Source organism: Actinopolyspora biskrensis (assembly GCF_013408175.1).
Taxonomy (GTDB): Bacteria; Actinomycetota; Actinomycetes; order Mycobacteriales; family Pseudonocardiaceae; genus Actinopolyspora; species Actinopolyspora biskrensis.
This window is the reverse complement of record NZ_JACBYW010000001.1, coordinates 431344-445619: the sequence shown is the minus strand read 5'-3', so window position 1 is coordinate 445619 and position 14276 is coordinate 431344. Positions and strand designations below refer to the sequence as shown.

The window sequence follows — 14276 nt, the reverse complement described above, 5'->3', positions numbered from 1 at the left end:
CCCGTCGTGGCCCCGGACGGCACCCGGGACGGCATCAGGTCGCCGAGCTGCCGTTTTCCGCGCCCGGAGTCCCGCTCTCACCGTCAGAGGCGCTCTCGTCCCCGGCTCCCGAGCCCGAAGAGCCGTCCCCTTCGCTCGGAAGCAGCTCGCGCAACGCCGCCCCGGTGATGCGACGGAACGTGCGGTGCGGCCTGGACCGTTCCAGCACGGCCACTTCGAGCTGGGAGACTCCCAGTTCGCGGGATCCCTCACCACCGGCGACCAGCGCGCGCACGGCCTCCCGGATCGCCGGTTCCAGCTCCATGCCGTCGGTGAAGGACTCCTTCAGCGCGGAAGTGACGGTCTCGGCCTGGCCGCCCATCGCCACGTACTGCGGCTCGTCGACGATGGAACCGTCGTAAGTCAGCCGGTAGAGCTGGTCGGCGTCCGGTGTGGCACCCACCTCCGCGACGCAGATCTCCACCTCGAACGGCTTGACCTGCTCGGTGAAGATCGCGCCGAGCGTCTGCGCGTAGGTGTTCGCCAGGGCACGTCCGGTGACGTCACGGCGGTCGTAGGAGTACCCGCGCACATCGGCCATCCTGATACCGGCCATGCGCAGGTTCTCGAACTCGCTGTAGCGCCCCACCGCCGCGAAACCGATGCGGTCGTAGATCTCCGAGATCTTGTGCAGGGTGGTCGAGGGGTTCTCTGCAACGAACAGCACCCCGCCCGCGTACTTGAGCACCACCACACTACGTCCCCGAGCGATGCCCTTTCGGGCCAGCTCGGAGCGTTCGCGCATCAGCTGCTCTGGCGAGGTGTAGAAGGGCATCGTCACGGCTGTGCACTCCTGGCTCGAATCGTGCTGTGCCGAGTCGGCACATGGCGCTTGCTCCGCACACACTGCGGCGAACGACGAGGACGGGTGCCCCGAACCGTGGGTCCGGGGTCACCCGCGGCGATGATTCGGCGGCTCAACCACCCGGGTTCTGCTTACGCCCGGCGACCACCTCTTCGGCGACGGCGGCGGTGCGTTCCTCGGACAGCCGCACGGCTCCTTCCGCCCCGGTGATGGTCACCACCGTCGGGTAGATCCGCCTGGCGACGTCGGGCCCTCCGGTCGCGCTGTCGTCGTCAGCGGCGTCGTAGAGGGATTCCAAGGCGTTGCGCACCGCGGAATCGATGTCGGCCTCCGGGTCGTGGCGCTTCTTCAGCGCGGACTTGGCGAACACCGATCCCGAACCCACCGCGTGGTATCCCGCGCTCTCGTCGTAACGCCCGCCGGTGATGTCGTAGGTGACGATCCTTCCGGCCCGTTCCGGGTCCTCGGAGGCGGTGTCGTATCCGGCGAACAACGGCATGACGGCCAGCCCGGCCATCGCTCCCTCGAGATTGCCACGCAGCATGGTGGCGAGCTTGTTGGCCTTGCCGTCCAGCGAGAGGGAGACCCCCTCGATCTTCTCGTAGTGCTCCAGTTCGACCGCGTACAGCCGCACCATCTCGAGTGCGATGCCCGCGGTCCCGGCTATCCCGACCGCGGAGTAGTCGTCGGTCACGTAGAGCTTGTCCATGTCCCGCTGCGCGATGAGGTTGCCCATGGTGGAACGGCGGTCGCCCGCGAGCAGGACGCCGCCCCGGAAGGTCAGAGCGACGATGGTCGTCCCGTGCGGGGCCTCCGCCGAAACATCGGCGTTGTCGGAAAGCTGTGGCATCAACTCGGGGGCCGCGTCTCGGAGGAACTCCGTGAACGAGGCGGATCCGGGGGTGAAGTACGCGGGGGGCAGGGCCTGACCCGGGTGGCCCCGAGTCGAGCTGGAATCCATGGGCGACATCGTCTCCTGCTCGAAGTAACTGGCGTCACATGGTCGGTCGTGCACACTCTATGCGGTGCGCACGCACGCCGGTCGGCCCTCCGGGCCGACCGGCGTCGTACGGAACGATCTACTGTCCACCCTTCTGGACGTAGGCACGCACGAAGTCCTCGGCGTTCTCCTCCAGGACATCGTCGATCTCGTCCAGGATGGTGTCCACGTCCTCGCCGAGCTTCTCGCGACGCTCCTGCCCGGCGGATTCAGCACCGTTCTCCTCGTTTTCCTCGTTGTCTCCGCCGCCGTGCCGCTCAACCTTTTCCTGGGACATCTCGCCTCCCGGTGGTCTTGTCGAGGATGCCCGTCCGAGCGGGGAGCACCCGCCGAACTCCGATGTCCCGGACGCCTCCGGCGCCCGAACCGAACATCGAAACATCCTGGTGTGAACACTACCTAGTCAACCGGCTGCACGCCCAGATCCGAACGGTGACTTTCCGATCTTTTCCGCACGTGGGAGTCACCCTTTCGGAGGTCATCCTCCGGTGAGCGAGTCCACCAGGTCCTCGGCGCTGCTCGCGGCCTCGAGCAACTCCCCGACGTGGGCCTTGGTCCCGCGCAGCGGTTCCAGGGTCGGAATCCGCACCAGGGAGTCCCGACCCAGGTCGAAGATCACCGAGTCCCACGAGGCCGCGGCCACCTCGTTGGGGTAGTGCTCGAGGCAGCGCCCCCGGAAGTAGGCCCTGGTGTCCTCCGGCGGGTTCGTCACCGCCGAGCGCACCTCCTCCTCGGAGAGGATCCGCTTCATCGAACCGCGGCTGACCAGCCTGTTGTACAGCCCCTTGTCCATCCGCACGTCGGCGTACTGCAGGTCGATCATGTGCAGCCGGGGGGAGCTCCAACCGAGGTTGTCCCTGCTGCGGTAGTTCTCCAGTATCTTCAGCTTGGCCGGCCAGTCGAGGCGGTCGGCGCAGTCCATCGGATCGTTGCCGAGCATGTCGAGGGTCTCGCCCCACGTGCGGACCACGTCCCTGGCCGACTCCCCGCCGTGCGACTCCACGTACGCGGCGGCCCGTTCGTGGTATGCCCGCTGCAGGTCCAGCCCGGTGAACCGACGGCCGTCGGCGAGCTCCACCTTCTGGCTGAGCTCGGGATCGTAACTGATCAGGTGAACTGCCTTGACCGGATCCGCCAGCCTGAGATCGTCGAAGCGGTACCCGTCCTCGATCATGTCCAGGATCAGGGCCGTCGTTCCCAGCTTCAGGTAGGTCGCGGTCTCGGCGAGGTTGGCGTCACCGAGGATGACGTGCAGCCTGCGGTACCTGTCCGCGTCGGCGTGCGGCTCGTCCCTGGTGTTGATGATGCCGCGCTTGAGCGTGGTCTCCAGCCCCACCTCGACCTCGATGTAGTCCGAACGCTGCGAGAGCTGGAACCCGGGCTTCTCACCGACCTGGCCCAGTCCGACCCGCCCCGAACCGCAGACGATCTGCCTGGAGACGAAGAACGGTGTCAGCCCCGCGATGACGGCCGTGAACGGTGTGTCCCGCGAGCACAGGTAGTTCTCGTGCGTGCCGTAGCTGGCGCCCTTGCCGTCGACGTTGTTCTTGTAGAGCTGGACCGGAGAGGTCCCCGGAACGCTGGCGGCGCGGCGCGCCGCCTCCTCCATGACACGTTCGCCCGCCTTGTCCCACAACACCGCGTCCCGCGGGTTGGTGACCTCCGGCGCGGAGTACTCCGGGTGAGCGTGATCGACGTAGAGACGTGCCCCGTTGGTCAGTATGACGTTGGCCGCCCCCAGGTCGTCGCCTTCCGAGCCGTTCGTCTGTGCCGTCGACGCACCCATGTCGAATCCACGCGCGTCACGCAACGGCGACTCGACCTCGTAGTCCCACCGCGCACGACGGGCACGCGGAATGTCGGCCGCCGCCGCGTAGGCGAGCACGATGTGGGTGGAGGTCAACACCGGGTTCGCCGTAGCGTCCCCCGGCACGGTGATCCCGTACTCCACCTCGGTTCCCATGATCCGGCGCATGGTACTCAGCCTACGGGTTCAGCCCGGCGAACGAATCCCTGACGAACCGCCGTGGCCGAACGGAGCAGCCGCGGACGCTGTCACCATCGTGAGCGTGACTACCGGTGACGAACCGGTCGCGATCTACGACCGGAACGGCGGAGTGGTCGGCTCCGCCCCGCGCAGGAGGATGCGCGCCGAGGGGCTGTGGCACGCGGCCGCCTCGGTGCTGGTCCGGTCCACCGACCTGAACGCGGTCTACGTGCACCGCAGGACGGCGGACAAGGACGTCTACCCCGGGATGTACGACTGCTGGGCCGGAGGGGTCGTGGCAGCGGGTGAGCACCCCGACACCACGGCGCGCAGGGAACTGGCCGAAGAGCTCGGCGTCGGTTCCGCCCCTCGTTTCCTGTTCCACACCAGGCACGAGCTGGGCAGCATCCGGTTCCACGCGTTCCTCTACGAGACCTTCTGGGACGGGCCGATCGTCCATCAACCCGCGGAAGTGGCCGAGGGCCGGTGGGTGCCGCTGTCCGAGCTGCGGCGGCACCTGGACGATCCGGACCGACCGCTGGTACCGGACGGGAGGCAGTTCGTCGAGGAGTGGTTCGAGTTCCGCGGTCGCTGACCCCCCGCGGAACGGGCCGGGCCGGCCCGTGCTGCGGGAGGTGCTGCGCGCACTGCCCGGCTGGACGCGAAGCTGAGCGCCGCAGTGCGGAGTGATCCCGCGGAGCAGGGGCGGAACGTTCTTCCTGGAGCGGCTCCGGAGTGACGGTTTCGCGCGAAACGTTCCGAAAGCTGGTGGCACGTCCCTTCGGCGCTCCCGGCACCGGAACACCCAACCGATCAACCGGCACCGCCGTGGGTTCCCGGTCGAGTGCCCGGCTGGGACGGCCCCGACGTCGTGCGGAGAACCGCTGCCCGGTTCCGGGGAGCCCGCCCTCGGGCACCGCCCGAGTTCCCGCCGCGCAACCGCCCGAGCCAAGCATCCCGAACAGCGCGGTCAATGCCAGGGGAGCGCCGACCGCTCCCCCCAGTAGGTCGCCGGATCCCCGGCGGCCGCGGCCAACTCGTCCAGATCGCGCTCTTCCAGCGTCAACGAGCAGGCGGCCAGGTTGCTGCGCAACTGCCCCACGCTGGCCGCGCCGAGCAGCACCGTGTCGGCCCAGGGCTGCGCCAGCACGTGCGCCAGGGCCACCGCATCGGCGCCGGCGCCGTGCCTGCCCGCGACCGCGGCCAACGGTTCCGGTGGGCGCACCGCCAGCCTGCCGTTGGCCAGTGTCTCCTTCACCAGCACCGTCCAACCGCCCTCGTGGGCGTACCGCAGGGCCTTGCCCGCCGAGGGTTCCAGGGAGTTCCAGGTGGACTGCACAGCACCGAACAACTGGCTCCCACCGACGCGCAGTTCCCAGGCCGCCTCGATCGCGTCGGCCTGAGCGGCTCCACTGGTGGATATCCCCAGTCGAACCCCGCTGTCCCTGAGCCGCGCCAGTTCCCGCTGCAGGTCGGCGTCCTCGAACAGCGGGCTGTCCCTGGTCAGGGAGTGCACCTGGTACAGCCGGAGATGCCTGCCGAGCAGCTCGCGCGTGGCGGGCCACTGCTGTCTGAACCGCTCCAGCGAGTGCTCCTTGGTCTCGTGCACTTCTGTTTCGAGCCGCCATTCGGCGACGTAGACGTAGCCCCACTTGCTGGAGACGACCACGTCCTCGTGGCCGCGGTCGCGCAACCACTCGGCCAGGAACCGCTCGGCGCTGCCGTAGGAGCGCGCGGTGTCCACCCGCCGGATCCCCTCCGCGTAGGCGGCGTCCAGCACTTGCCTGGTCCGCTCGCGCATCGCGTCCACCGTGCGCGAGCCGGGCAGCACGTCGGTTCGTCCGACGTTGATGTAGGCGGGCCTGCCCAACGCGGCCAGCCCGACACCGAGGCGTTCCAGTCGCCCGTTCGCAGCACCCGTCATGCGCCGTAACCTAACTTCCGTACGTCGATGGCGACACCGGACAAGCGGAGGGGCGCCGCCCGTTCGGACGACGCCCCTCTCGAACTTCCCGCCCGAACCGGCTCGGAAACCGATCCGGTGCTCGGGCGAACGACGGTTACAGGTACTGACCGGTGTTGGTGGCGGTGTCTATGGCACGTCCCGACTCCTGGTTCTTGCCGCTGACCAGCGTCCGGATGTAAACGATCCGCTCCCCCTTCTTACCGGAGATGCGCGCCCAGTCGTCCGGGTTGGTCGTGTTGGGCAGGTCCTCGTTCTCGGCGAACTCGTCGACGATCGCGTCCTGCAGGTTCTGGATCCGTATCCCGGACTGGCCGGTCTCGATCGCCGATTTGATGGCCGCCTTCTTCGCCCGGTCCACGATGTTCTGGATCATCGCCCCGGAGTTGAAGTCCTTGAAGTACAGGACCTCCTTGTCCCCGTTGGCGTAGGTGACCTCGAGGAAGCGATTCTCGTCGGTCTCGGCGTACATCCGCTCGACCGTGGTCTGGATCATCGCGTCCATGCAGGTCGGCTGATCACCGCCGAACTCGCGCAGATCGTCCTCGTGGATGGGCAGCTCGCTGGTCAGGTACTTGGCGAAGATGTCCTTGGCCGATTCGGCGTCCGGACGCTCGATCTTGATCTTCACGTCCAGCCGTCCCGGACGCAGGATGGCGGGATCGATCATGTCCTCCCGGTTGGAGGCACCGATCACGATGACGTTCTCCAGGCCCTCGACACCGTCGATCTCGCTGAGCAGCTGGGGAACGATCGTGGTCTCCACGTCCGAGGAGACTCCGCTGCCCCTCGTCCGGAAGATCGAGTCCATCTCGTCGAAGAACACGATCACCGGCGTGCCTTCGGAGGCCTTCTCCCTGGCACGCTGGAAGATCAGCCGGATGTGCCGCTCGGTCTCGCCCACGAACTTGTTCAGCAGCTCGGGACCCTTGATGTTGAGGAAGTAGGACTTCGCCTGACCGTCCTCGTCACCCCGGTTCGCGGCGACCTTCTTGGCCAGTGAATTGGCGACCGCCTTGGCGATCAGGGTCTTGCCGCACCCGGGCGGCCCGTACAGCAGCACTCCCTTGGGCGGGGAGAGCTTGTACTGCACGTACAGCTCCGAGTGCAGGAACGGGAGCTCCACGGCGTCCCTGATCTCCTCGATCTGACCGCCGAGACCACCGATGTCCTCGTACTGGACGTCGGGAACCTCCTCGAGCGTGAGGTCCTCGACGTCGGCCTTGGGCACCGTGTCGTAGGCGTATCCGACCTTGCTGTCCACCAGCACCGAGTCACCGGACTTGAGTCCGGATTCGACCATCGGAGGGGTGAGCCAAACCACCCGCTCGTCGTCGCTGTGACCGGTGACCAGTGCACGCCGAGGCTGGTCGACGTCCACGGAAGGCAGCACCTCGCGAAAAGTGCACACCTCGCCGGTACGTTCGAAAGTTCCGGCCTCGACCACCGTCAACGCCTCGTTGAGGCGAACCGACTGGCCGAGTTGCAGCTCCTCCACATTCACGTTCGGCGATACGGCGACGCGCATTTTCCGTCCCGAGGTGAACACGTCGGCCGTGTTGTCCTCGTAGCTGGCGAGGAAGACCCCGTACCCGCTCGGTGGCTGGGCGAGTCGGTCGACTTCCTCGCGCAGGGCGGTCAACTGGCTGCGCGCTTCTTTGAGAGTCTCGGTGAGTTTGGCGTTCCGTTCAGTGAGTTGACTCACTCTCTCGGATGCCTCGGCCAGCCGCTGCTCCAACAACCGCACCTGCTGAGGGGACTCGTTGAGCCTGCTGCGGAGCGAGGCGACCTCGTCCTCCAACTCGCGGATCTGGTCGTTCGTTTCCGCGTTGCTGCGGGCACCCTGCCCAACACCCTCTTCGGGTCGGCTGTCGGGACGGTCGTGCTGCATATCGGCACCCTCCTCCCGTGTTCGTACCACCACGGTACCGGCGATCAACGACAACGCGAGGTCATCGAATCCCGCTAGACGGCCCAGAGTGCCACAGAAGACGGCCACGCCACATGAACCACGCCACTCCGGAACCGCTTTCCTTCCAGCGGAGCGTCCGCCGGCGACCACGATACGTTTTGTCCCGTTGGTCCGTTCGGGAGAGCACAGCGGCGGCGGAACGCCCCGGGGGGACGGCGCACACACCTGCTGTCGTCACACACCCGTTCACACCCCACCGGGCGGACATCCGTGTGGTATCCGATCCGTGACCCGGGTTCGCCCCTCGGACGCCGACCCCGCCCACATAACGGGACTCCTGGGCGGAGTTCCTCCCGCATTCCGGACAAGCCCGTGCGGCCGGACCGAACCCGACAGCTCCCGACACCCCACTGACACGAGAAGTGCTCACAACGGCCGTGCGAGTCGCACAGGACCGGTTTCGCGGGCCGAATTCACCGACTACCCACGTTCACGGGCGGAGGTTCTGTTCTACTTGACGATCGATCGCCTCCACCAGTCACGTCCCCGTTCGGAGGAACCGATGTCCCACCCGCCACAGCACCCCGCGCCTGGCGGGCGCCCTCGGCCCCCCGGCGACGAAAGCACGACCGGCCGAACCGGATCCATCGGGGACGTCGGCGCCCCGGGCCCCTGGGGACGCTTCCCCGGCGAGTCCGCGCACGGGGAGCCGCCGCGGGAGGGCTCGCGCGCGGGAGGAGGAGCGGAAGAAGGGGCCCGGAGCTGGACCAACCCCGCTCTCGGTCCACACGCGCACCTGACCCGTCCCGACGCCCTTCCCGAGGTCGACCCGCCGCCCCGCAAATCGCGTCGCTCGTGGATGTACGCGCTGCTGGCCGCGGTCCCGGTCGCTGCACTGCTGGCCGGCTACTTCCTGTTGTTCGCGACCGACCGAGGTGCCCCGCGGGAGACCGCCACGCGGGTGGTGGACAAAATCAACTCGGGACGTTTCGCCGCGCTCGACGGCGAGCTGTGCGATTCGAACGCTCCGGAACTGCGGCGCCAGCTCGATCAGCTCAGCACGGGCCGGTTCGAGCTGAGCCTGGGGGAGGTCGACGCCGACGGTGACACGGCCACGGCCAGGGTGCGCGGAACCTACACCGTCGCCGGGGCGTCCCAACGCGTCGATCAGCCCCTGGGGCTGCGACTGGAGAACGGCAAGTGGAAGGTCTGCGATCTCGCCCCGTAGCGGATCGCGCACGAGACGCGGCAGGACCGCCGAAACGAGGAACGGATGACATACCCGCAGCAGCCCGGTCAGAACGATCCCCGGGGGCAGCAGCAGTGGGGCGCGCAGAATCCCTACGGGCAGCCCGGTTCCCAGGGGCAGCAGTGGGGACAGCCCCAGCAGCCGTACGGCCAGCACCCGGGGGGTGACCCGCAGCAGCAGTGGGGCCAGCAGTACGGCCAGCCCCAGCAACCGTACGGTCAGCCGGACCCCTACGGGCAACAACCGGGCGGCCAGTACCCCGCATCCGGGCCGCAGCAGGCATGGCCGCAGCAGGGCTGGGGGCAGCCGCAGCCCGGGCAGCAGTGGGGCCAGATGCCCCCGGGACACCCCGGTCCGCCCATGGCGGGACCACCCAACAAGAAGTCCAAGCTGCCCTGGATCCTCGGAGGCACCGGCGGCGGCCTCCTGATCATCGGCGGCATCGTCGCCCTCGTGCTCGTCCTCACCGGCGGGAACACCCCGGAAGAGGTCGCCAACCGCTACATGAGCCTCTACAAGGAGCAAATATCGAATCCTCAGAACCCCCCGCTCGAAAAGTACAAGGAAATCGCGTGCAGCGACATGCAGAAAGATCTGGACGAGTCCATCGAAAATCAGAAAGAGAGCGATGCTGATCTCCCCCAGGAAACTCTGGACAAGATAAAGAAGACCACCATCGAACTCAAGGAGGTCAACCACACCGAAGAAAGCGGTTCCTTCACTCTGGAATTCAACCACCCCGAGGAAAGCGATTCCCAAACCACCGAGTTCGAACTCAAGAAAGAAGACGACGGCTGGAAGGTGTGCGGACCTGTCCAGAACAGCTCGAACTGATCACGGCCGATCACCGGAACCGGACGAAACACGTCAGCGTCCCCGGACGAAACACGACAGCGGAGTCCCGCCCCGCTCGACCGTCGCAAACACCGAACTCCTCGGAGAGGTTCGATGAACTACCCGCAGCAACCAGGGCACAACGATCCCTGGGGCCAGCAACCAGCCCAGCCGAACCCCTACGGACAACCGGGCGGGCAGTACCCGCAGAGCGGGCAGCAACCGGCCTGGGGCCAGCAGCCCGGCGGCCCACAACAACCCTGGGACCAGCAGCAGGCCTGGGGGCAACAACAGCAGCAGGCCTGGGCTCAGCAACAGCAGCAACCGTGGGGCCAACAACCCGGCCAACCCTGGCCACAACAGGCCTACCCCGGCCAGCAGCACCCCTACGGACAGCCCGGCGCACCTCCCCCCACCGGCAACAAGTCCAAACTCCCCTGGATCCTCGGCGGCACCGGCGGCGGAATCCTCGTGATAGGCGCGATCACGGCGCTGATCGTGGGACTGAGCTCGGGACCGGGGGACCCCGAGGAGACCGCCCGGAAGTACGTCGACTCGTTCAACGAGAAGAACGCGAGCCGGATCGCGAACCTGTCCTGCTCGAAATCCGGAAAGAACCCGCTCGAGCAGGGCATGAGCCAGTACGGCGCGTCCGGCATCGATACCAGTGAGCTGCTCGACAAGATGCAGTTCGACGTGAGCCTGGAGAACGTGACCAGGGAGTCCGACGAAAGGGCCGTCGCCGAGATCAGCGGAGAAGCAACCATGGAGCTGACCGCCCTCGGGGAAACCCGGTCCCAGTCGATTCCCATGGACCTCAGCGTGAACATGACCGTGGAGGACGGGTCCTGGAAGATGTGCGGGATGCAGGAATCCGGTCCCACGGGCTCAACGGGCTGAACCGACCGGCGGTTCTTCGCCCGACGAGGCGAGCGCTTGAGTCACCCACCCCAACGTTCCCTCAACGATCCGGCCCGCGCCGGGGAGAATCAGCGGTCCGCAGCAGGCCGTCCGGGACCGGCAACCGGGCGGCCCCGGACGTCGCCGGCCTCCGGGCCCGGCCGGCGGACCGGACTCGCTAGCCGCGGCTGGGCCTGCGGTGCACCCTCAGTGGCGTCACCCCGTCGGCCAGCCTTCGGGTGACCAGCAAAAACGCCGTGTGCGCCACCATGCGGTGCTCCGGGCGCACCGCCATTCCCACCGCGTGCCACGGGCGGAGCAGGGTTTCCCAGGACTGCGGCTCGGTCCAGCCCTGCTGCTCCCGCAGCGCCTCGGTGACGGTGGAGAGCTGCGTCGTGGTCGCCACGTACACGGCCAGCACACCGCCGGGGACGAGAGCACCGTGCACGGCCTCCAGCGCCTCCCAGGGCGAGACCATGTCCAGCACGACGCGGTCCACCTCGCCGCCGGAGTACTCGGTCACGTCGCCCACGTGCAGGGTCCAGTTGTCGGGCCGGTCCCCGAAGAAGTGCCGCACGTTGCGCTCGGCGTAGTCGGCGTGGTCGGCGCGGACCTCCCACGACTCCACGCTTCCCTCGTTGCCCACGGCACGCAGCAGGGAGCAGGTCAACGCACCCGATCCGGCACCCGCCTCGAGCACCCGGGCCCCCGGGCGGATGTCGCCCCACATCAGGATCTGCGCGGCGTCCTTGGGGTAGATGACCTGGGCGCCACGCGGCATCGACAGCACGTAGTCGGACAGCAGTGGACGCACGGCCAGGTAGGACGTGCCCCCGGCCGAGGTGACCACCGACCCCTCGGGCAGGCCGATCAGGGCGTCGTGCGAAAGCACACCGTGCTGGGTGTGGTACTCGCCTCCCGCCTGGAGCACGATCGTTTTGCGTCGTCCCTTCGGGTCGGTCAGTTGAACTCGATCCCCCGGCCCGAACGGCCCGCTGACGCTGCTCACCTGTGCCTTACCTCCCTTGACTTCCTCTCCGCCCCGGGGACGGAGATTCCTGTCGGGCTCGCGCCCGATGGTTCCTGCTTCGTTGCCGAGTGCCGAAGGGAGGGCCCTTGCGGACTCACACCGGCTCCACGGGCTTCGCCGGGCTACGGCCCGGCTACCGCTTTCCTCCCCGGCCCGAAGGCCGGGCTGCCACCGATCGAAGACCTGGTGAATGTGTACTGCTGTCCCGTGCGGACACGGCAGGCCATCATCCCAGACGCCGCGCGGGGCCCGAGGAGCAGTCAGGGGTTCGTCCCGCGTCGCCTGGCCGCCGCGCGCAGCTCGGACCGCCGCAGCACCCCGCACGGTTTGCCGTCCTGGTCCACCACGAGGAACTGGCCCACCGAAACACTGCCGACGCGGTGCAGCACCGCCTCGGGCGATTCGCTGTCCAGCAGCACCGTTTCGGGTCTGATCTCCTCGGCCGCGCGTTCGGCCGGTTCCCGCGGGGAGGTCTCGGACAGCCGCACCGCCTTGTCCCCGTCCAGCAGTCCGACAGCGACCCCGTCGGCCCGGACCAGCACCACCCCGCGCCCGGCGGCGGCCAGCAGCGCGTCTCCCACCGGGCTCTCCGCGGGCAGCTGCAGAACCGGCCGCAGCAGATCGCGCAGCTCCATCCCCCGGGGCCAGCGCTCACGCCGTCCGGCGAAGTACTCCGATGCGGCCCCCGCGATCACGAACCACGCCATGAGCACGCAGACGGCCAGGCGCAACCAGCGTCCCTGCGCCTCGGTGAGCATCCCGGCCAGTGCCCAGCAGAGCAGCCCCACCGCCACGGCTCCGGCCCCGACGACGGCTGCGACGGTGCCGCGGTGCCGGTCCTCGGTCAGCTTCCAGGTGGCCGCGCGCACCATGCGGCCGCCGTCGAGCGGCAGGCCGGGCAGCAGGTTGAAAACCCCCACCGCCAGATTGGCCACGCAGGTCTGCGCGACGAGCAGCCACACGGCCCCGTGCGGTTGCAGCGCGAACCACCCCACGCCGGTGCACGCGGCGAGGGCGAGCGAAACGGCGGGCCCGGCGGCCGCGATCAGTCCCTCCCGGAACGGGGTGGGCGGGGTCCGCGCGATCTCGGAGATCCCGCCGAGAAGAAACAGTCGGACCCTGCGCACCGGCAGTCCCAGCCGCAGGGCCACCAGGCAGTGTCCGAGCTCGTGCAGCAGGACCGAACCCGCGAGGAAAACGGTGAAAGCGGCGGCGACCAGGGCGCTGGTCCAGACACCGGATCCGGGCAGCAGTCGCCCGACCAGCGGTGTGTAGAGCAGCACGATCACGGCCGCCCCCAACCACCAGGACGGGGACAGCAGCACGGGAACTCCGGAGACCCGGCATAGCTGCAGTCCCGCCGTGCCGGTTCCGGTGCGCTCGCCTCCCGCTGTGGTGGCCATGCGGAAAGCCTAGAACGAAGCGCGCGGGCCGTTTCGATCCCACCGGCACGATTCCGGCGTGTCGGTCGTCTCGGCTCCCGCGGCGCGTTCCCGCACGGACCGCCGCCCGGGCGGGGAGCTCGCACCGCGATCCTGTGGACGGCGCCGCTCCGGCGAACCTCAACGACCGCTCCGACGAAGTCCTACTATGGTGCTCGTCCATGGCGCAATCGGCCCGGAGTGACCACCCCACCAATCCCTCCCCCGCGGAACAGCCGCAGCAGGACCGCCCGCGCCGCCTCGCCCTGTCGCCGTCCCGAGCCGGCGACTTCAAGCAGTGCCCGTTGCTGTACCGCTTCCGGGCGGTGGACCGGCTGCCCGAAACTCCGACGAGAGCCCAGGCGCGGGGCACGGTCGTGCACAGCGTCCTGGAACGGCTGTTCGAGCTGCCCGCCGACCAGCGGGACCGCGACACCGCCGCCGAGCTGCTGGCCCCGGCCTGGCGCGAGCTCAGCGCCGAACAGCCCGAGCTGGCCGAGCTGTTCACCGGTGAACCGGAGCTGAACGACTGGCTGAAGTCCGCGGGTGAACTGCTGGAGTCGTACTTCGAGCTGGAGGACCCGCAGCGCATCGAGCCGGAGTCCTGCGAGCAGCGCGTGGAGACCGAGCTGGAGAGCGGGCTCGTGCTGCGCGGGTTCATCGACCGGGTGGACGTGGCTCCCACGGGCGAGGTGCGGCTGGTCGACTACAAGACCGGTTCCGCGCCGCGACAGCTCAACGAGGCCAAGGCCCTGTTCCAGATGAAATTCTACGCCCTGGCGCTGTGGCGCAGCCGCGGGGAACTGCCCCGGCAGCTGCTGCTGATGTACCTGGCCGACCGGCAGTCACTGGCCTACACGCCGGACGAGGCGGAGCTGAACAGGTTCGAACGCACCTTGGAGGCGATCTGGCAGGCCATCCTCCGGGCGGGACGCACCGGCGATTTCCGGCCGAGTCCCTCCCGGCTGTGCGGATTCTGCGACTTCAAACCCATCTGCCCCGCGCACGGCGGCACGGCTCCGCCGTACCCCGGTTGGCCCGGGACGCGGGAGGACGCCGAGACTCCGTCCACTCCGGACGGATGAACCGAACTTCCGTGGCATCATCGTCGCCCGAGGCGGAAGAGTCCCGCTCCA

13 protein-coding genes are annotated in these 14276 nt (G+C 68.4%); 5 read left to right on the top strand and 8 right to left on the bottom strand.

Annotated features, from left to right (window positions below):
• Positions 1 to 34: 34 nt before the first annotated feature.
• The 4 genes from prcA to dop form a co-directional block, all read right to left on the bottom strand.
• Positions 35 to 820: a proteasome subunit alpha gene (gene prcA, locus FHR84_RS02050; protein WP_179533699.1), complete on the bottom strand. Its 786-nt coding sequence runs from the start codon at positions 818 to 820 to the stop codon at positions 35 to 37.
• 136 nt (positions 821 to 956) lie between these two features.
• Positions 957 to 1805 (bottom strand): proteasome subunit beta, encoded by an 849-nt coding sequence (gene prcB / locus FHR84_RS02045; RefSeq protein ID WP_179533698.1) that lies wholly within the window; start codon positions 1803 to 1805, stop codon positions 957 to 959.
• A gap of 118 nt (positions 1806 to 1923) precedes the next feature.
• On the bottom strand, positions 1924 to 2121 hold the full coding sequence (locus tag FHR84_RS02040) for a ubiquitin-like protein Pup (protein WP_092520649.1): 198 nt from the start codon (positions 2119 to 2121) through the stop codon (positions 1924 to 1926).
• Positions 2122 to 2322: 201 nt separating this feature from the next.
• A complete protein-coding gene (dop, locus tag FHR84_RS02035) occupies positions 2323 to 3819 on the bottom strand; it encodes a depupylase/deamidase Dop (protein WP_179533697.1) in 1497 nt (498 codons plus the stop codon).
• A gap of 94 nt (positions 3820 to 3913) precedes the next feature.
• On the opposite strand from dop, the gene FHR84_RS02030 reads away from it, so the two are divergent.
• Positions 3914 to 4426: an NUDIX domain-containing protein gene (locus tag FHR84_RS02030; protein WP_179533696.1), complete on the top strand. Its 513-nt coding sequence runs from the start codon at positions 3914 to 3916 to the stop codon at positions 4424 to 4426.
• A 375-nt stretch (positions 4427 to 4801) separates the two neighbouring features.
• On the opposite strand, the gene FHR84_RS02025 is transcribed toward FHR84_RS02030, so the two are convergent.
• Positions 4802 to 5755, bottom strand: a complete 954-nt coding sequence (locus FHR84_RS02025; protein WP_179533695.1) for an aldo/keto reductase — start codon at positions 5753 to 5755, stop codon at positions 4802 to 4804.
• Between the two features lie 136 nt (positions 5756 to 5891).
• A complete protein-coding gene (gene arc / locus FHR84_RS02020) occupies positions 5892 to 7685 on the bottom strand; it encodes a proteasome ATPase (protein ID WP_179533694.1) in 1794 nt (597 codons plus the stop codon).
• A 583-nt stretch (positions 7686 to 8268) separates the two neighbouring features.
• On the opposite strand from arc, the gene FHR84_RS02015 reads away from it, so the two are divergent.
• The 3 genes from FHR84_RS02015 to FHR84_RS02005 all read left to right on the top strand — a co-directional run bounded on the left by FHR84_RS02015 (position 8269) and on the right by FHR84_RS02005 (position 10689).
• Complete coding sequence (locus FHR84_RS02015; protein ID WP_179533693.1) at positions 8269 to 8934, top strand: Rv0361 family membrane protein; 666 nt, start codon at positions 8269 to 8271, stop codon at positions 8932 to 8934.
• 45 nt (positions 8935 to 8979) lie between these two features.
• Entirely contained in the window at positions 8980 to 9789 is an 810-nt protein-coding gene (locus FHR84_RS02010; protein WP_179533692.1) for an Rv0361 family membrane protein, read from the top strand.
• A 114-nt stretch (positions 9790 to 9903) separates the two neighbouring features.
• Positions 9904 to 10689 (top strand): hypothetical protein, encoded by a 786-nt coding sequence (locus tag FHR84_RS02005; RefSeq protein WP_179533691.1) that lies wholly within the window; start codon positions 9904 to 9906, stop codon positions 10687 to 10689.
• Between the two features lie 178 nt (positions 10690 to 10867).
• Here FHR84_RS02005 and FHR84_RS02000 read toward each other — a convergent pair whose 3' ends face one another.
• Complete coding sequence (locus FHR84_RS02000; RefSeq protein ID WP_179533690.1) at positions 10868 to 11698, bottom strand: tRNA (adenine-N1)-methyltransferase; 831 nt, start codon at positions 11696 to 11698, stop codon at positions 10868 to 10870.
• A 281-nt stretch (positions 11699 to 11979) separates the two neighbouring features.
• Positions 11980 to 13122, bottom strand: a complete 1143-nt coding sequence (locus FHR84_RS01995) for a site-2 protease family protein (RefSeq protein ID WP_179533689.1) — start codon at positions 13120 to 13122, stop codon at positions 11980 to 11982.
• Between the two features lie 200 nt (positions 13123 to 13322).
• Here FHR84_RS01995 and FHR84_RS01990 point away from each other — a divergent pair, with 200 nt between their 5' ends.
• Positions 13323 to 14225, top strand: coding sequence for a RecB family exonuclease (locus FHR84_RS01990; RefSeq protein WP_179533688.1), 903 nt, complete (start codon positions 13323 to 13325; stop codon positions 14223 to 14225).
• Positions 14226 to 14276: the final 51 nt, after the last annotated feature.